The organism is Scrofimicrobium canadense (assembly GCF_009696615.1).
Lineage (GTDB): Bacteria > Actinomycetota > Actinomycetes > Actinomycetales > Actinomycetaceae > Scrofimicrobium > Scrofimicrobium canadense.
Map to the genome: position 1 here is coordinate 24629 of NZ_VULO01000012.1, position 18466 is coordinate 43094.

The 18466-nt window shown below is 53.4% G+C and carries 18 protein-coding genes; 14 read left to right on the forward strand and 4 right to left on the reverse strand.

Annotated elements, in window-relative coordinates:
- Positions 1-39 precede the first annotated feature (39 nt).
- Positions 40-972, forward strand: coding sequence for a carbohydrate ABC transporter permease (locus tag FYJ24_RS10030; RefSeq protein WP_154546026.1), 933 nt, complete (start codon positions 40-42; stop codon positions 970-972).
- Positions 969-1778 carry a carbohydrate ABC transporter permease gene (locus FYJ24_RS10035; RefSeq protein ID WP_154546028.1) on the forward strand — a complete coding sequence of 270 codons (810 nt, stop codon included), beginning with the start codon at positions 969-971 and terminating at the stop codon, positions 1776-1778. Before FYJ24_RS10030 ends, FYJ24_RS10035 begins: the two co-directional genes overlap by 4 nt.
- On the opposite strand, the gene FYJ24_RS10040 is transcribed toward FYJ24_RS10035, so the two are convergent.
- Complete coding sequence (locus tag FYJ24_RS10040) at positions 1768-2403, reverse strand: hypothetical protein (RefSeq protein WP_154546030.1); 636 nt, start codon at positions 2401-2403, stop codon at positions 1768-1770. The genes FYJ24_RS10035 and FYJ24_RS10040 overlap by 11 nt on opposite strands.
- A gap of 135 nt (positions 2404-2538) precedes the next feature.
- On the opposite strand from FYJ24_RS10040, the gene FYJ24_RS10045 reads away from it, so the two are divergent.
- From FYJ24_RS10045 to FYJ24_RS10065, 5 genes are all read left to right on the forward strand, one after another.
- Positions 2539-2958, forward strand: a complete 420-nt coding sequence (locus FYJ24_RS10045; protein ID WP_154546032.1) for a GntR family transcriptional regulator — start codon at positions 2539-2541, stop codon at positions 2956-2958.
- Positions 2959-3017: 59 nt separating this feature from the next.
- On the forward strand, positions 3018-3842 hold the full coding sequence (locus tag FYJ24_RS10050) for an ABC transporter ATP-binding protein (RefSeq protein ID WP_318656641.1): 825 nt from the start codon (positions 3018-3020) through the stop codon (positions 3840-3842).
- Positions 3839-4537 (forward strand): hypothetical protein, encoded by a 699-nt coding sequence (locus FYJ24_RS10055; RefSeq protein ID WP_154546034.1) that lies wholly within the window; start codon positions 3839-3841, stop codon positions 4535-4537. The genes FYJ24_RS10050 and FYJ24_RS10055 overlap by 4 nt, the downstream gene beginning before the upstream one ends.
- A gap of 168 nt (positions 4538-4705) precedes the next feature.
- Positions 4706-5695: a malate dehydrogenase gene (locus FYJ24_RS10060; protein ID WP_154546036.1), complete on the forward strand. Its 990-nt coding sequence runs from the start codon at positions 4706-4708 to the stop codon at positions 5693-5695.
- 89 nt (positions 5696-5784) lie between these two features.
- Positions 5785-6729 (forward strand): sugar-binding transcriptional regulator, encoded by a 945-nt coding sequence (locus tag FYJ24_RS10065; RefSeq protein ID WP_154546038.1) that lies wholly within the window; start codon positions 5785-5787, stop codon positions 6727-6729.
- A gap of 99 nt (positions 6730-6828) precedes the next feature.
- Here FYJ24_RS10065 and FYJ24_RS10070 read toward each other — a convergent pair whose 3' ends face one another.
- Entirely contained in the window at positions 6829-7257 is a 429-nt protein-coding gene (locus FYJ24_RS10070; protein ID WP_154546039.1) for a hypothetical protein, read from the reverse strand.
- Positions 7258-7576: 319 nt separating this feature from the next.
- Between FYJ24_RS10070 and glyA the strand changes: the two genes are divergently transcribed.
- From glyA to FYJ24_RS10085, 3 genes are read left to right on the forward strand one after another with little or no spacing between them, the layout of a single operon-like run.
- Complete coding sequence (gene glyA / locus FYJ24_RS10075) at positions 7577-8869, forward strand: serine hydroxymethyltransferase (RefSeq protein WP_318656642.1); 1293 nt, start codon at positions 7577-7579, stop codon at positions 8867-8869.
- Positions 8866-9756: a bifunctional methylenetetrahydrofolate dehydrogenase/methenyltetrahydrofolate cyclohydrolase gene (locus FYJ24_RS10080; protein WP_318656643.1), complete on the forward strand. Its 891-nt coding sequence runs from the start codon at positions 8866-8868 to the stop codon at positions 9754-9756. The genes glyA and FYJ24_RS10080 overlap by 4 nt, the downstream gene beginning before the upstream one ends.
- Positions 9749-10555: an exodeoxyribonuclease III gene (locus tag FYJ24_RS10085; RefSeq protein ID WP_154546041.1), complete on the forward strand. Its 807-nt coding sequence runs from the start codon at positions 9749-9751 to the stop codon at positions 10553-10555. Before FYJ24_RS10080 ends, FYJ24_RS10085 begins: the two co-directional genes overlap by 8 nt.
- Positions 10556-10647: 92 nt before the next feature.
- On the opposite strand, the gene FYJ24_RS10090 is transcribed toward FYJ24_RS10085, so the two are convergent.
- Both FYJ24_RS10090 and FYJ24_RS10095 read right to left on the reverse strand, forming a co-directional pair.
- The gene (locus FYJ24_RS10090) at positions 10648-11601 is read right to left on the reverse strand and encodes a YihY/virulence factor BrkB family protein (protein ID WP_154546043.1); all 954 of its coding nucleotides are present in this window, start codon (positions 11599-11601) and stop codon (positions 10648-10650) included.
- A complete protein-coding gene (locus tag FYJ24_RS10095) occupies positions 11598-12137 on the reverse strand; it encodes a 2'-5' RNA ligase family protein (RefSeq protein ID WP_318656644.1) in 540 nt (179 codons plus the stop codon). Before FYJ24_RS10095 ends, FYJ24_RS10090 begins: the two co-directional genes overlap by 4 nt.
- Positions 12138-12272: 135 nt before the next feature.
- On the opposite strand from FYJ24_RS10095, the gene galK reads away from it, so the two are divergent.
- From galK to mfd, 4 genes are read left to right on the forward strand one after another with little or no spacing between them, the layout of a single operon-like run.
- Entirely contained in the window at positions 12273-13463 is a 1191-nt protein-coding gene (galK, locus tag FYJ24_RS10100) for a galactokinase (RefSeq protein WP_154546045.1), read from the forward strand.
- On the forward strand, positions 13460-14314 hold the full coding sequence (locus FYJ24_RS10105) for an SGNH/GDSL hydrolase family protein (RefSeq protein ID WP_154546046.1): 855 nt from the start codon (positions 13460-13462) through the stop codon (positions 14312-14314). The genes galK and FYJ24_RS10105 overlap by 4 nt, the downstream gene beginning before the upstream one ends.
- Positions 14311-14904 (forward strand): aminoacyl-tRNA hydrolase, encoded by a 594-nt coding sequence (gene pth / locus FYJ24_RS10110; RefSeq protein ID WP_154546048.1) that lies wholly within the window; start codon positions 14311-14313, stop codon positions 14902-14904. The genes FYJ24_RS10105 and pth overlap by 4 nt, the downstream gene beginning before the upstream one ends.
- A complete protein-coding gene (gene mfd, locus FYJ24_RS10115; RefSeq protein ID WP_154546050.1) occupies positions 14901-18425 on the forward strand; it encodes a transcription-repair coupling factor in 3525 nt (1174 codons plus the stop codon). Before pth ends, mfd begins: the two co-directional genes overlap by 4 nt.
- Positions 18426-18466 lie beyond the last annotated feature (41 nt).

Below are 18466 nucleotides of genomic sequence, written 5' to 3' on the forward strand. Positions count from 1 at the left end.
GGCTTCCCGGGACCACAGCAACACGTGAGGACCAAAGAAATGACAGCAGTAAGAGCGAATGAAGCAAGTGGTAGAGAGGGGGGTGAACTTCGGCCCCTCAAGAGAGTGCGACACCGTCATATAGGCGCTTCGATAGCGTTGCTAGCATTACCTCTCTTGGTGTATGGCCTATTCTTGCTGTACCCACTAGGGCGAGTCGTCGTTCTGTCGTTCTATGAGTGGGATGGAATGGGAGACGGCGTATGGGCCGGAATAGATAACTACTTGACAATCTTTTCCGATCCTAGGCTCTCTAGCTCTTTTATTCATGCCCTGGTTCTCATCTTCTTTTATGCAGTGGTTCCAATCTTTATTGGACTGATACTTGCCTCTCTTCTTGTGCAAGCAAAAGTCAAGGGGCTTGGTTTCTTTCGCACCGTGGTGTTTATGCCCCAGGTAATCGCAATGGTGGTTCTGGCTATTTCGTGGCGGCAAATCTATGCGCCAAATGGACTTATCAACACCGTATTGCGCAGTGTAGGGCTTGACGGTCTCACTCGTGCCTGGCTGGGAGACTTTGGTACAGCATTGCCCGCTGTCGGGCTGATTGGCACATGGGTGTCGACTGGATTAGTCACGGTGCTTTTTATGTCGGGAATATCAAGAATTCCACAAGAGTATTATGAGGCGGCACGCCTAGACGGTGCTGGTGTTGTTCGGCAGTTTTGGTCAATTACGATCCCTTCGGTGCGAGGCGAGATGCTCGTTGCTGCCACCTTGACGATTATTGCCGCACTGAAGACCTTTGATCTTATCTATATGACGACGTCAGGCGGGCCTGGCACCGCAACAACAGTTCCTGCCTATGAGGTCTATAACCAGGCGATTCGACTAGGAAACGTGGGAGTAGGCTCCTCGCTGGCGGTAGTTCTTACCGTGATTATTTTCGTCATCAATGTGACGGTTAACTGGTTGGGAGAACGTGACCGATGAAATCCCGCAGTTTTGAGACTATTGTCAACTACGTAGTTCTGGCTTTCTTTGCGTTTTCAGCGCTTACTCCTATTCTCTTGGTTGTCCACTCATCACTCAGTCCCGAGGCGAGAGGGCAGGAGGGGTGGGGACACGTGGGAAACTACGTGAAGGCTTGGGAGCAAGGAAACTTCTCCCTCTATATGAAGAATTCGGTGGTTATCGCTGTCATTGTGGTGGCTAGCTCGCTAGTGCTATCGATCATGGCTGGCTATGTTTTAGGAATTCTCAGACCACCGGGTGCGGATATTATCTTCTACGTGTTCTTGCTCGGAATTATGGTTCCTTCCGAAGCAATAGTTTTGCCGCTATATTTCGACCTGCGCAGTCTTGGCATGACCGACACTATCTGGGCAATAGCCTTACCTCAGATAGCTCAATCCACTGCCTTTGGCACGTTCTGGATGCGTTCGTATTTTCGTGCAGTTGATCCCGCTATTATCGAAGCTGCCAGGCTGGATGGTGCTGGGAATACGCGAATCCTTAGATCGGTGTTGGTGCCCATGGGAATTCCAGCCATCATTACCCAGATTGTATTGACGTTCATGTGGACATGGAATGACTTCCTAATCCCACTCATAATGTCTCCATCTGGGAAAATGCGAACAGCTCCGTTAGCGCTCGCATTTTTCCAAGGACAGTACACTCAGGGAACCGTTCTTTTGTCAGCGGCCGCTGTTTTGGTGGCATTGCCAATGATTATTCTCTATCTGTTGTTACAGAGGCACTTTATTGCCGGAATGACTGAGGGGGCAGTCAAAGGGTAGTCATTGCCTCGAGAAGTCGCTCGATCTCGTCGATTGCCTCGATAACCGCCTTATTATATGAGTTGATCTCGTATGTGACCGTGTCATAAGAGCGAGAAGTACCAGTATCGGCTTCGACGGCTGCATCGCGAATGTCGTCCAGCTCCTCGGCCAAATTTGCAATATGGTTCATGAATCCTTGCACGTCAGCGCTACCAGCGAGGAATCCTGACCACCTAGCCAATGCGTGAGTGAGATTGTTACGTTCATGTACTACTTGACGCATAAGGTTGTGAAGGCTTTGTGAGCTCCACGCATCGGGAACACGGATTGATCGGGGGACGATGTGCTGTCGGTGAATGTCGCTGTGTTCATCGTCTGCGATGGCGTGAAGAATGTCGGTCAATGCAAGCCTAGTGACTGGTTGCCATTTCTTGTGTTCAACTCTGGCTAACCACCGCTCTAGGAAGAGAGATGTGAGAGGAAAAGTAAGCAGTCCTGCGGTGATACCGGAAAGGATGACGGTTTCTTGCCATACTCCGCTTGCGATATCAACCCAGACAATGGCGATGATAACGGCTATTGAAAGACTGGCAGCAATTACTCGAATTGCAGTATGGGTAGAAAACGTCCCCGACCCGCGCATGGCAATATCTCCTTTGTGAGGGTGTTCATCGAGTCTATCTAGTTGCCTGACAAAATGTGCGGGTGGTTGCTTTGACGGCAACCTTTCGCTACTCTATTGGTTAGTTAGTTAACTAATGAACCAAGGAGGAATTGGATGGGAATCGGTGATAATCTCCCTCTTTTTGTGAGGATTGCTCAAGAGCTACGCCGCCAAATTCTTGAGGGTGTCCTGCCAGAAGAATCGCAAGCACCTTCTACCAATGAACTGGCAGTCTTTTATCGAGTCAATCCAGCCACTGCAGCAAAGGGTCTCAATCTTTTGGTGGATGAAGGCGTTCTCTATAAGAAGAGAGGGGTCGGGATGTTTGTAACTTCCGGTGCCCGAAGACAGTTGCTGCAGCAGAGAAATCAGCAGTTTGTGGCCGACTTCGTCCAGCCGCTAATCGCAGAAGCGAACGCGCTTGAGATTCCCCTTTCTCACGTGGAAGAGCTAATCCAGGTGCAGTACTCTCTAGCGTCCGTGGCTCCAGAATCAAGCGGGGACACCGCAAGAGTGGAAGAGGTAACCCGATGAAAATCGTCCAAACGAGGAACCTGACATAACATTTTGGAAAAACTAAGGCTCTCGACCGCGTGTGCATGGCACTGGAAGAAGGCTGTGTGTACGGGTTGTTGGGTCGTAATGGTGCTGGAAAAACGACCCTAATGTCGGTTCTGACCGGTCAGAACTTTGCCGACGGTGGAAGTGTCAGTGTCTTCGAAGAAACTGTCACTGAAAACTCTCAGATTACTCGTCAAATGTGTTTTATAAGAGAGAACCAGAAATATCCTGATGAGGCGACACCTGCGTCGGTTTTTCGCAGTGCGGCTTGGCTATATCCCGATTGGGACAGCTCCCTCAGCTCACGTCTTTCTGAAAGGCTTGATATACCAATGTCGCGTTCCATGAAAAAACTATCACGCGGACAATTCTCTGCTGTGGGAGTCACCGTGGGGCTAGCTTGTCGCGCGCCCATCACTTTTTTCGATGAGCCGTATTTAGGACTTGATGCTTACGCCCGTGATATATTTTATCGCGAACTTCTCGAAGAAATAAGCAGTCGGCCCCGTACTGTGGTCATCTCATCGCATCTCATCGACGAAATAGCGAGTCTGATCGACCATGTGTTGCTTCTTGATGGTGGCAAACTAGTTTTAGATATGGATGCTGAGAGTCTGCGTAGCTCCTCTTTCCAGGTCGTCGGACCGTACGCACTCGTGGAAGATTTCATAGGGGGCGCCATGGTTATTCGCAGTGAAAGCCTCGGCGGTACAACGCGAGCCACCATTATTAAGGAGCTCAGCAGTGAAGACCTAACGCGGGGGAAAATGCAGCACTTAGAGGTACGCCCGACCGCCCTCAACGACTTAGTTGTGAGTTTAGGTGGGCTCCGGGGCCGAAATCAGGATGCAGCATGATGGCTAAGAGAATCTTCGCCTCAACGCGCATACAGTTTGCCAACACTCGTACCCTCTACTGGGTTCCTCTTGTTGTGCTGGTAGGTGCCTATATTATTTCGTTCATTATTTATGCAGCAATACCTGGTGACGAAATGAAAATGGGGGGGGGAGGACTCCAGGCACCGCTATGGTTCTACATCGCCTTTGGTGCTCAACTGGTGGCATTCTATTTTCCTTTTGCTCTCGCTCTGGCGCTTACCCGAGGAGAGTTCTATATGGGGTTTATCCTTAACGCATTGCTGTGTGGACTTGTTTGTGGATCTATTATCACTCTAGGTGGGGTGTTAGAACGGCTCAGTCATGGGTGGTGGATTGAGGGGTACTTTTTCTATTTGCCGTGGATGTGGCAAGCAGGCTGGGGAGGAGCTTGGTTTCTGACAGCTAGTATTGTCTGGCTCTTCATGAGCATAGGGTTTACTTTTGCGGCTATCTATAAAAGGTGGGGGATGCTGTTCTTGGCACTGATTCTTCTTATATTTGCCTTGGGACTGGCTATCGCAATGGTCGTTATTGCGAGAACCGATGCGTGGATAGAAGTATTCACCTGGTTCGCGGGATTCGGACCGGGCGAGGTGGCCAACTTCGTTTTGCTCTGTACTGTGATGTCGGTGTTTGCGGGGTGGATGGTTCTTCGGCGTATGGCGATACGGTAGTCCTCTCCTAGAAAGGCGCCGCTCACAGGTGCCGAATGAGCAGCATTTCCAGGTGGAGATACGTGGAAGCCTCACCAACGGGTCCGTGTCCGGCAGAAGTCCTATCCAATCCATGAAGAGACGGGTAACCTGGAGGATGACAAAAGTACCAACGCAAGGAGTTTTCTTATGGCTCAGCCTCGAATTGTCACTGTCACCGGCGCAGCTGGCAACATCGGATATGCACTTCTATTCCGCATAGCTTCAGGACAGCTTTTCGGACCAGATGTACCAGTGAAACTGCATCTTCTAGAAATCCCCCAGGCAGTCAAAGCTGCTGAGGGAACTGCGATGGAGCTGGATGACTGTGCATTCCCACTTCTCGCTGGCGTCGACGTGTTTGACAACGCCGATGCAGCCTTCCAAGGTAGCAATGTCGCCCTGTTGGTGGGGGCACGGCCTCGCACAAAGGGAATGGAACGCGCAGACCTTTTAGCTGCGAACGCTGGAATTTTCGGACCCCAAGGTAAGGCCATCAATGATGGTGCGGCCGACGACATTCGGGTTCTGGTAGTTGGCAACCCCGCCAACACTAATGCGGTCATCGCTCAAAATGCGGCACCCGACGTTCCCCCGGAGCGTTTCACCTCGATGATGCGCCTCGACCACAATCGTGCTGTCTCTCAACTGGCAGCAAAGGCCGGTGCGGCCGTCTCAGACATCAAGAATATCGTTGTGTGGGGTAACCATTCTGCCGACCAGTATCCCGATGTGTCATTTGCCACAGTTGATGGGAAACCTGCGGAAGAGCTAGTGAGTGAAGACTGGTTGAATGATTACTTCCGCCCCACGGTGGCTAAGCGTGGTGCTGCGATTATCGAGGCCAGGGGGGCAAGTTCAGCTGCTTCGGCCGCTAACGCTGCGATTGATCACGTGCACGATTGGATCAATGGAACCCCCGAAGGGCAGTGGGTAACCGGTGGTGTGTACTCCGATGGTAGCCATTACAACATCCCTAAGGGTCTTTCCTTCGGATTCCCGGTGATTTCTGTCGATGGTGAGTACCAAATTGTTGATGGTCTAGATTTGTCGCCTGCGACAATTGCGGGAATCGAACACAATATTGCGGCTCTTCAAGAAGAGTATGATGCGGTGAAAGCGCTAGGTTTCATCAAATAGCATCTAGGTGGGTCACCCCTGTTTTCTAAGGGGGTGACCCCCTTTTATAAGTGAATACATTTCCTCACCATACGGGTTACTGTTGGGGGGTGAACCAGGAGAAGATGACGGACCGTGATCGTAATATGTTGCGTGCCGTTGAGCTTTATTACCGTGACGGCTTGACGCAAGCGGCAATTGCTGAACGATTGGGATGCACCCGGTGGACTGTGGGGCGTTTATTGAAAGACGCTTCAGATAGTGGAGTGGTAACCGTAATTGTTTCACACCCTCATGCCCGGCGCCACGACCTAGAAGTCAACCTAGTAACTCGTTTCAACCTTCGTGCTGCGCGAGTATCTCCAACCCAAGAGACTGTCAGTGACACGCTGACTCTCCTGGCCAAACTTGCAGCTGACTTTCTTGCTGACCTACGCCCGGTACCCGGAGTAATCGCGGTAAGTCCCGGACGGACGGTCGCAGCCACTGCCCATGCTGCGCAAGATAATTGGGCACACGGAGTCAATATCGTGCAGGCCAATGCCGCACCACTTTTCCATGACGGAACACTGGTGGGGCAAGCACTCGCAGTTCTAGCTAAACGCGGTCGCGGAGCAGTTCGCGTCCTCCCAGGCCCTCTGGTAGCTGGCTCGGTGCAAGAGGCGCAAACACAACTTGCCGATAGCAGAGTGAAGACGGCTATCGCAGCAGCACGAGCAGCAGATACAGCGGTATTTTCCCCGGGAGCTTCCGATTCCCGGTCCTGGACGCTTACTGTTGGTCCTGACGCTGAGGAACGTCTTGAGGATCTCGGGCCTCGACCAGTGGGCTCCATCATGGGGCATTGGATTGACGAAAAGGGTAACGCCGTCAGTGAAGATCTCGATCGACGTACTATTGCGCTGCCACTATGTGATTTACGTGGGATACGCTCGAAAGTCCTCATCGGACACGGGGTGACACGAGCACCAGCAATCAAGGCGGCCTGTACCGGCGGACTGGCAGATTGCCTCGTCATCGATTCAGATACAGCTGAAGTTCTCTTGGCCTCTTAAACGTGGTTGTAGGGATGAGCTCTGTAGAGAACTCAAACAACTACTGTGCGCAAACATTAGGCTCACCCTGTAGCTTTGGTGTAAATGATAGGCAAGGCGCTACCTGTCTTCGCCTAAATGCTCGGAGACGGTTGGCGTGTATTCGCTGGAAAATGGCCGATCCTTTTCACATTGTTCTTTATTCTTTCTAGGAACCACTACGCGGGCGGGATTTGTGGGGTATCTTGAGGCCCTATAGTTTGTGACGGCGGTGTCGTATTTTGTGGGGTCCGTTGAATCCATGCGCGAATGGGGGACTTCTCGCGGTGCAGCCCAGGCGAGTGAACCAGTGAAGACGTGCGTTGGAACTGGTTGAGAAGCCGTGTTGACAACTGTAGCGCGTACAGCAAAGAAAGCCTTATTACCGACACCTGCAATGAGGGGAGGTACGTCTGATATCCACAATGCCTGGTGAACTGTTAGAGAAAAAGGTGCCGCGTCGATGTGATCGCCTAGTTTGATAGTTGGAGTTTCCTCAATGTGGTCCATAGCGGCCTTTCGGCCTCCGAAATCTCCGGTAATGAGCACGAATATTAGCCCGGCAAGAATCAACACATTTGCCGGGGGGCATGAGATAGGAAGACACATCAAAGAAACGCCACACACGTGAAGATTTGGGGTTGTCTTTAGTGCTCATGAATAATGCGGTTGCTCGAAAGTATCCTCGAGAACGGTTGCACTGTGGAAAACTGCATTCAGTCATAGGTCCCAAGAACATCAAGCATGTGCCACTGACTGGTCGCATTTTCGTAAGTAGTGGCAAGTCGCTAGTGTTAAGTACGCAAGTCGGTCAGACCTTGGAGGCAGCGTGAGTGATCCCCTAATCAACCAGTCACTGCAGGAACTCGATCCAGAGATTTACCAGGTATTGGAGGGCGAATTACAACGCCAACGCGATACTTTGGAAATGATCGCCTCAGAGAACTTTGTTCCCAGAGCGGTGCTTCAAGCGCAGGGATCGGTGCTCACCAATAAATATGCTGAGGGATACCCTGGGCGTCGCTACTATGGCGGTTGCGAATGGGTTGACATTGCGGAAAGCCTCGCAATCGAACGTGCCCTGGAGGTCTTTGGTGGCGATTACGCCAATGTGCAGCCTCACTCAGGAGCGCAGGCGAACGCGGCAGTACTTCATGCGCTGGCTCAGCCAGGCGATACGATCCTGGGGTTGAGTCTTGATCATGGAGGGCACCTCACCCATGGCATGAAACTGAATTTTTCAGGTCGGCTCTACAACGTCGCAGCATACGGTGTCGACAAGGAAACCTATCGCATCGACATGGATGACGTGCGCCAGAAGGCCATTGAATCCAAACCTAAAGTCATCATTGCTGGGTGGAGTGCGTACCCGCGCACCCTGGATTTCCAGGCTTTCCGGGAAATCGCTGACGAGGTGGGCGCGTATCTGTGGGTAGACATGGCTCATTTTGCCGGTTTAGTTGCAGCTGGCTTGCACCCCTCCCCAGTCCCCTTTGCCGATGTCGTGACGACAACCATTCACAAGACAATAGGGGGTCCGCGGTCTGGAATGATCCTGTCTTCGCGAGGCGAAACACTTGGGAGGAAGCTCAACTCGGCAGTATTCCCTGGACAGCAAGGTGGCCCTCTCATGCACGTGATCGCAGCAAAAGCTGTTGCTCTCAAAGTTGCTGCCAGTGCAGAGTTCAAGGATCGTCAGATGCGCACTCTTTCTGGGGCTCGTATCCTGGCAGATCGCCTGTCGCAACCTGATGTCAGTGAGGCAGGAATATCGGTACTCACCGGAGGAACCGACGTGCACTTGGTTCTGGTAGATCTCCAAAATAGTGCGCTATCAGGCAAGGACGCTGAGGACCTGCTTCACACGGTCAACATCACTGTGAACCGCAACGCGGTTCCTTTCGATCCGCGCCCACCCATGGTCACGTCTGGCTTGCGTATTGGGACGCCGGCATTGGCGACTAGAGGTTTCTCCGATGACGACTTCAGGGAGGTTGCTGACGTTATCTCCGTTGCACTCCGCGATGCGGCTCTTGGTAGAGAAGTTGACACCGAGGCCCTCAAAGACCGTGTAGCTGCTCTAACTGCCGCGCACCCGCTGTACCCAGGCCTCGAACAGTGAAGTATCCGTGGAATGGTGAGGCGGAGCCTCTTGATGGATTGGCGCTAGCGGGTCGTATAAAGGAAGATCTTCGAAGTCGGGTTGCGGCACTAAAGGAGCAAGGTATTACTCCCGGGCTGGGAACAGTATTGGTAGGTGAAGACCCGGCTTCACAGGTGTATGTTCGCGGCAAACATAAGGACTGTGCAGAGGTGGGGATTGCCTCCATTCAAGTCGAGCTACCTGCTGACACAACTCAACGGGAATTGATCGCCACCATTGATGCGCTCAATGAGGACCCAACGTGCACCGGATTCATCGTGCAGCTGCCGCTTCCTTCCCATCTCGATGAGGCATCAGCCCTGGAACGTATTGATCCTGCCAAGGACGCTGACGGTTTGCATCCGACAAACCTCGGACGGCTAGTGAGTTCCATTCGCACCGCTCCCACGTGCCCGCAACCATGCACACCTCGCGGCATCATTGAGTTGTTACGTGCGGGCGGTGTTGTTCTTGAAGGATCTCAAGTGTGTGTGGTCGGACGCGGGCTAACTGTCGGGCGTCCCATCGGTTTGATGCTGAGTCGCAGGGATATTAATGCAACCGTGGAACTGGTGCATACAGGGACGCGTGATCTGGCTTCGCACGTGCGCGCTGCTGACGTTGTTATTGCTGCGGTTGGAGTGCCCGGACTTATCACTCCCGACATGGTGAAACCGGGTGCAGCTGTGGTTGATGTGGGTGTTTCACGAGTTAACGGAAAGATAGTTGGAGACGTTGCTCCTGGGGTGGAAACAGTAGCTGGGAAGCTCAGTCCAAACCCGGGTGGAGTCGGGCCGATGACCCGAGCGCTGCTATTAGTCAACGTTGTTGAATCTGCTGAGAGAGCGAGTGTAGTACATGACTGAGCCGCTGAAGGTGACAACAGTCAATCTCAATGGGATTCGCGCGGCCCACAAACGGGGTTTTCTTGACTGGGCAGAACAGGAGTCTCCAGATATTTTGCTTATGCAGGAAGTAAGAGCTCCTACAGAGGTAACTCAGGATATTCTGGGGGGTTCATACCAGGTCTTTTCTTTGCCTTGTCAGATTAATGGACGCGCTGGTGTTGCAGTAGCTGTACGTCCAGACATTCAGGTGAATGATGTGGTTGAAGGACTACCTGGAGACGAGGCTCACGCGGCGCATTCGGGTCGCTGGTTAGAAGTCGACATCGACTGGAATGGAACACTGAAATTAGTTTCCGCATATTTCCATTCGGGCGCCCTCGGTACTCCTAAACAAGACCTCAAAATGGAGCACTTGGCGCGTATTGAAAAGCGCATGGAGGAACTTCGCCTGCGGGGAAGTTCCTTGGTAGCGGGGGACTTTAATGTTGTGCGCGGCGAGAGCGACATCAAGAACTGGAAGCCTAACCACAACAAGTCTTCTGGAGTCCTAGATGAGGAAATCATCTACCTCAACCGTTGGGTGGAATCCGGATGGGTAGATACTGTTCGTCACCTGGCAGGGGATGTGCAAGGACCATATTCATGGTGGTCGTGGCGTGGAAAGGCCTTCGATAATAACGCTGGCTGGCGTATTGACTACCAGTATGCGACTCCGGACGTGGCGCAGAGAGCTCTCGATTATTCCGTATTTCGAGCATCTAGCTGGGATGAGCGTTTTTCAGATCATGCCCCTGTCACGATCCGCTACGCGCCATAACCTCCGGCGCATCACAGTGTGATAATTCCTGACACGGTGAGAAATATCGAGCCGGGACACTGCTCTACTTGGGGGATAAGCAGATGGAGTGGCTATGGCAGGTCTCGCACCCATCCCAGGGTGTGTGGCGCTGACATTGTTACGTAGTTCGGACGCTGGGAAGAATATTGACTGGATGCCAATCGCGGGTGGAGGACTAGCGGCGGATTTGACGTCCATGCAGCAGCGTATAGGGTAATCCAACCTAGGAAATTCATCCATAACATCACGGTGACCAGTGATGTTGCGGTGGCTAGAACTGGGCTGGAGACACGACCTATTACTGTGGTTCCCAGGGTACGAAGTGCAAATGAACCGATCGCAGCCAGCAATGCTCCTAAAGCAAGGTCCCGGCGAGGAGGACGCACCGCAGCCACTAAACGCACCGAGATGATGAATGCTAGGTAGTCGATAGCAAAAGGCGCGACCAACAGTGAAATATCGAAAATCCGGCCGTTGGTAACGCCTATATATTCCACAGCCCAGGAACGTAAGAAAGTAGCAAGGCTGGTGAGGACCGCCACCAGCACTACAGCAAAAAGAAGAGCGAAAAGTCCCAAGAAGCGGCGGGGAATCGCAGACTTCAGTGGCTCGGGAACTGCTGATAGCCCGAACATTGATCGTATCGCTAGGCCCAGATACCAGATAACTGTGGAGGCAGTCACCACTGTGAGTGCCGCTGCAATCCATCCCGTCAACGATATTCCTGGAGTTCCTACTAGCGAATCTGGATCAACGAGACCTTCTGGGTGATGAGGACTTTGCAGCAATCCTGGAATCTGAGTGTTGACGGCATTGATGACGGACTCTTTGAAAGCTGGGCGCGATGCAAGTATTCCGCTGAAGGCAGTCCACCCGACGGTGATGGCAGCAGTGATGGAAAATAGGCCCATGTAAGCAATACCTGCAGCTAAAAGAGGGCCGCGACCACGGGAGAAACGTAAATATGCTCGAAAGATTCGTGTGCTTTGAAAACGCGAAATACTGTGAGCAATTTCCTTCTTCATAGCGCAAAATCAAAAATAGCGGCGGAAGAGTAGGTTCCTGATTCACTTACTCGATCGAGTCGGAAACCAGAGACTTGCCAGTGGGCGTCTAGGTCGGCAACGGCTTCCTGCACTGCAGGTACGTCACAATCCCACGATCCTTGCAACAGTGTGACATGTGGGTGGTACGGAAAACGAGGCTTGTAGTTGAGCGGGCCGCCCCGGATCTCATCGGCAAGAGCTGCGCAGGCTGCCGCCCCCTCGTCCAATGCTAAATACACAACGGGAGAAATCGGATAAAAAGACTCAACCTTTCCCAACCGAATGCGAAAAGGAGGGAAATGCTGAGCAACTGTTTGCAGGTGGGTAATAACCGCTTCGCGGTCATCTGCCTCGATAGCGAGGGGCGGTACCAAAGTGATGTGTGGGGGAACTGATGCACCTTCTGGGTCTCCAAGTGCCTGACGCACCTCCGACAGCTGACTGACCCACGGTTCAGGGACAGCAATAACAACGCCGCCCCATATTTGGCTCTCAGTTTTTTCCGGTAGGAACACGCACCCTTCCTCAGTATCTCGGGATTAATAACTTCACTAGACTACCAAAGCACGATCGCCTTGTGGCACAAAGGGAGATTCTCGACCAATTCCGGCTACTCTTAACCCGGTAAGAATTCGTTGAATAGGGGAATAATGGTCGTATGGCGCCATGCGTGGCAGCGTGATGAAGGACGCGAGAAAGTTCAAGATCTATTCCAGCAGAGTTTCCAGGAAGAACCCACGCTGCTGTGGTCTGCCCCGGGGCGCGTTAACCTCATTGGAGAGCACACTGATTATAACGGGGGAATGGCACTTCCCATTGCCCTTCCTCACCGTACCTATGCTGCATTGCGGCCCCGAGAAGACCGTATAGTGCGGCTGGTATCCGCGCAAGAAGATGGCATTCGTGAGGTCAATCTTGATGAGGTGGACATACATTCTTCGGCCCACCCCGTACGTGGTTGGCCAGCTTACGTGGTAGGTGTTGCGTGGGCAATGGAAAAGGACACGGGCATCAAAGTTCCAGGCTTTGATGTGGCCGTCGATTCTTGCGTTCCCTACGGTTCGGGACTTTCCTCCTCGGCTGCCTTAGAAGGTGCAGTGGTGGGGGCGATCATGAAAATGTCGAATATTGAGGCTCCGGTAGAAGACATGGTTTCCTGGTGTGTGAGAGCCGAAAATGACATAGCGGGTGCCCCAACTGGTGGAATGGACCAATCTGCGGTGCTGCGTTGCCAGGAGGGTGAAGCTATTGCGTTGGATTGCCAGACATTCACCACCCAGGCAGTCCCCTTTGACTTGGGGTCTCGTGATTTAGATCTCTTAGTGGTTGATACGCGGGCAGAGCACTCTCATGCGACAGGTGGATATGGGCAGCGTCGTGCCAGCTGCGAAGAAGCGGCAGATACATTGGGGGTCGATAACCTCGCGCAGGTAGATGACCTAGATGAAGCCCTGGGGCGTCTTGACGATCCGACTCTCAAGAAACGTGTCCGCCATGTCGTGACAGAGATCGAACGAACCAAAGAAGCAATAGCCGCCTTGAAAAATGGCGATATCGAACGCGTGGGTTGCCTTTTCAACAGCTCACATGATTCTCTACGTGACGACTATGAGGTGACGTGCCCAGAGCTCGACACTGCACAAGAAGTCGCATTAGCGCAGGGAGCACTGGGCGCCAGAATGACCGGTGGCGGTTTCGGTGGCTCTGCTATCGCCGTCGTCCCCTCCTCTTCCACACAAGCAGTAGCTGAAGCAATTGCAGAAGAGTTCGCCCGGCGAGGTTTTGTGGCTCCGCAATTCTTGGCAGTCCACGCAGCAGGGGCAGCCGGTGAGGAACGATGAAGCCGGTTACCGTGGCTGCTGTTGCCGCGGGAGCTGGCTGCGTCGCCGAAGTAAGGGCTCTTGCTCGTTTACGTAAGCACGTGGGTGCTTTCGCAGACGCATGGGCACACCACAATTTAGACACCCTCCAAGAACTGCACGATTTAGGGATCACGGACCTCGACCCCGATTCCCCTTTTGTCTCCGAAAACCTTGAACGCCCTTTTGTCATGCTGGCAATGGGAGATTCGTCGATGCAAGGAATCGGTGCCAGCAGCATTAATCACAGTGTGGTGCCCTACCTGATGGGGGCTATCGACCGGTATCTTCCTCGTCCGGGGTTGGTGCTCAACATCTCACGGTCAGGGGCAAAGATTCCTTCCATCCTTGACACGCAGCTCCCCACCGTCAATGGCTATGGCCTAGCTGGAACTAATTGGCAGCCCGATCTCACGATTGTGCAGATCGGAGGGAACGATGTGATGGACCCCAGCATCGACGCTAACCGGTTTGCGCTTTTTGCACAACATTTGGGACGGTATCTTTTCAGCGGCTCATACATAGCGAATATCCCGTCATTTAGTGGCTTGCCACAAGAAAAACGCGCGGCCGAATTCTCCCAAATCTTGGAAGACGTTGCAGGGCGCTACGGCCATCACATTATTGACCTGCGTTCCTTTAGTCGTTCATTGCCGACGTCGACCTACTTATTCCGATATCATGCTGCCGATTTGTTCCATCCCAACTCGAGAGCCTACAGAGAGTGGGCAGCGCTGTACTTTGAGCAGTGGGCGACAGAAGAAGGAATAGAGAATGCTGTCTTTGACCCAGTAGAATGGCGGGTCAGGAACACAGACGATTGGACACAATGACCCTGAAACTGGTTATCGGGTTAGGAAATCCGGGAACACAATATGTCGATACCCGGCACAATGTGGGAGCAGCAACCATTGCGGTATTGGTGAAGCGGCTAGGCGCCACGATGCGATCACATACCAGCCGGTGCCATGTGGCCGAAGCTCGAATTGGGATTCTCCCTGGTGGGGCGCCTGGCCCCAAGATCACGTTAGCCGTTGCAGACTCGTACATGAACGTTTCTGGAGGGCCATTGTCGCGTCTGGCGCAATACCTGCGCATATCCCCAGACGAAATACTGGTCATCCATGATGACCTGGATCTCCCCGCACATCAACTGCGCCTCAAGCAAGGCGGGGGAGAAGGGGGACACAATGGGCTGCGGTCTCTGAGCCAACACTTGGGAGACAGAAACTACGGGCGCTTGCGCATAGGAATCGGACGTCCTCCAGGGAGACAAAATCCAGCGGACTTTGTGTTGGAAAAAATCTCTTCAGCGGCGCGTGAAGAATGGAATGTCACGTATGAGTTGGCAGCCGATACCGTCGAAGACGTGGCGGTTCGTGGATTTGCCGCAGCCCAACAAGACCTGCATTCGCGCTCATGAGTGAGTTATCTTCGCTGCTCTCCCAAGTAGCCCACGATCCTGCTATTGATGCTGCCATGCGCGGGATGTCGGTGCCTGGCACCGGGACGATAGTCGCCCCACCTGGACTGCGTCCCCCAATCATTGCCTTAGCCGATGACGATTCCCTCACGGTTGTTATCACCGCGACAGGGAGGCGAGCTAACCAACTAGGTGAAGCAATCAGTGCCTGGGGACCGCGGGCGGCAGTCTTCCCCAGTTGGGAGACGCTCCCTCATGAAAGGCTCTCACCGGGCCTTGACACAATGGCTAGGCGTGCGGCGGTGCTGCGGCGCCTCGCCCATCCGATAGTCGGCGATGAACATGCAGGCCCGATAGATGTGCTCATTGTCCCAGTTCGCGCGCTCTTGCAGCCAGTAGCCGCCGACGTTGCAGAAATGGAACCGCTAAGAGTCAAAGTCGGTGACTGGATCGATCGAGACGATCTACTCGCAAGACTTTTCAACCTCGGGTATTCTCCAGTCGACACCGTTAGAGGACGCGGCGAAGTTTCCGTTCACGGTGGCATCGTCGACGTTTTTCCCCCAGCAGGCGATCATCCTGTCCGCCTGGAACTCTTTGGTGACGAAGTTGAAGAAATTCGCTGGTTCAACCTTTCAGACCAGCGCAGTGCAGGCCCAGCAGAAGGTGGACTGTGGGCTCCAGCAGCCCGCGAACTTGTTCTCACTGACGAAGTGCGTCAGCGAGCACGAGAGCTCCAAAGAGAACTTCCAGGTGCTGCCGACATCCTCGAACTAGCATCTGAAGGAATTTACGCACCGGGCATTGAATCCCTCACCTCCGCACTTGTATCCCAGATGCGCTCGCTCGATTCCCTCATTCCTACTGACGCGCTGTGGTGTGTTGACGAACCTGAGAGAGTACTTCGCCGCGCAGAAGATCTGGCAACCACCTCGTCCGAATTTGAATCAGCAGCATGGGGGGCCGCAGCCGGGGGTGGCAACGCGCCTCTCACAATGGGCACGGGTTCTTTCCTTGCATTGGACGAAGTGTGGGCACCTGAGGGCAGCCGCTGGTGGGAGTTGACCTCCCTGCAGGGCGCCGAAGTCCTGGATGAGGCCGAAACGCGTTACTTCCGCACCCAAGCACGTGACGTGATTCCATACCGCGCAGACTTCAGGCAAGCCGCCCAAGACCTAGCTGAACTGGCCGCATTAGGTTGGACACTAGTCCTGACAACACCGGGACACGGAGCTGCACGCAGGCTCACACAACTTCTCTTAGACGCTGAAGTACCTGCTCGCCTCGAAGAAGAACTCCCCCTCGACCCGCAGCTAGGACTGGTCCATGTCGTTCCGGTGGCAGCAGGTGTCGGCTTCGTCATGGAAGAATCGAAGCTGGCGGTCTTCACAGAACAAGATCTCACCGGAGGACGCAGTGGAGGCACCACCCGCGACATGCGGAAAATGCCCGCGCGGCGCAAAGGAAAACTGGACCCGCTGAGTCTTCGTCCAGGAGATTTTATCGTTCACGAGCAACACGGGATCGGACGTTTTCTAGAAATGGAATCCCGCGTCGTCCCAGGAACTAATGCCAAACGCGACTACCTGGTGGTGGAATATGCCGGTGCGCGAGGCCGGCCCGCCGACGTGCTCTACGTCCCCACCTCGTCCCTCGACCAAGTATCGAAATATACAGGTTCTGACGAGCCTCGCCTATCAAGAATGGGCGGCGCAGATTGGGCAAAGACTAAGAAACGTGCCAAAGCTGCGGTCAAGGAAATCGCTGCCGAATTGGTGCGTCTATATGCGGCCCGACAGAGTATGAAAGGCCACGCATTCAGCCCGGACACTCCTTGGCAACGGGAATTAGAAGACTCTTTCCCCTATGTTGAAACCCCCGATCAGCTGCTCACCATTGATGAAGTGAAAGCCGACATGGAACGTGACGTGCCCATGGATAGGCTCCTCACTGGCGATGTCGGATATGGGAAAACAGAAATTGCTGTTCGTGCCGCATTCAAGGCAGTCCAAGATGGTAAACAGGTGGCGGTATTGGTCCCCACCACGCTTCTGGTCCAACAACATGTGGACACCTTTACTGAACGCTTCGCAGGTTTTCCCATCAATATAGGAGCCCTGTCGCGTTTTTCCACAAAGAAAGAAGCGGACGAAGTCCGTCAAGGATTGTTGGACGGAACTATCGACGTTGTGATTGGTACCCACTCCCTACTTACCGGTTCGGTGCGTTTCAAAGACCTAGGATTAGTCGTCATTGACGAAGAACAACGCTTCGGAGTTGAGCACAAGGAAACACTCAAAGCGTTGCGAGCCCAAGTTGATGTACTGGCGATGTCCGCCACCCCGATTCCCCGCACATTGGAGATGGCGGTAGCTGGAATACGGGAAATGTCGGTCCTGCAGACTCCACCAGAAGAGCGTCAGCCGGTCCTCACCTTTGTGGGGCCGTACCAAAATGCTCAAGTTGCTGCAGCAATCAGACGTGAATTGATGCGCGATGGGCAGGTCTTCTTCATCCACAATCGGGTGGAAACCATCAATAAAGTAGCCGCAGAACTACAAGAACTGGTTCCAGAAGCGCGCATTCGAGTAGCCCATGGCAAGCTTTCAGAGGGTGAGCTAGAGCGTGTCATCGTAGATTTTTGGAATCACGAATTCGATGTCTTGGTATGCACCACGATCGTGGAGACTGGACTCGATATTTCCAATGCCAATACGCTCATTGTCGACAGAGCTGACATCTTTGGACTGTCGCAACTTCACCAGTTACGAGGACGGGTGGGACGCGGTCGCGAACGTGCCTACGCTTACTTTTTCTACCCCAAGGGTAAAACTCTCACGGAAACGGCTTTAGAGCGCTTGCGGACCATAGCTGCGAATTCTGATTTGGGTTCGGGACTAGCTGTCGCTCAAAAGGACTTGGAGATTCGTGGGGCGGGGAATCTCCTTGGCGGTGCACAATCTGGTCACATTGAAGGCGTCGGTTTTGATCTGTACGTGCGGATGGTTGCCGATGCAGTCGCTGAGTACAAAGGTGAGAAACCACAGGAGACCACAGAGGTTCGGATTGAACTTCCAGTGGACGCTCATCTGCCGGAGTCGTACATCCCCGGCGAGGATGCGCGTCTGGAGGTGTATGGGAAGATAGCTCAAGTTAACGATCCTGCTCTTATGCGCGAGGTTCAAGAAGAGCTACTTGACCGGTATGGGCCATTGCCCTCTCAGGTTGAGAGGCTCTTCTTGTTGGCACGTTTGCGGTCAATGCTGCGCCAACTTGGAATCACCGAAGTTGTGACCCAGGGGCGCTATGTACGTTTAGGGCCCGTCGAACTAGCTGACTCACAGGCTTTGCGTCTGAAACGGCTGTATCCAGGATCTGTCATCAAAGCTGCGACTCGGCAAATTCTGGTTCCACTTACCAGGCATCATGGCGAGACAGGACCAGAAGATGAAGCAATCCTCAGTTTTGTCGAAGACCTCTTGCGTGGAGTCATTGTAGGGCGAGGTAAGAGCAGAGGATAAAAAGCGTGAACCTCAGCTTGGTTTAGCGCTGCAGTAGCGTA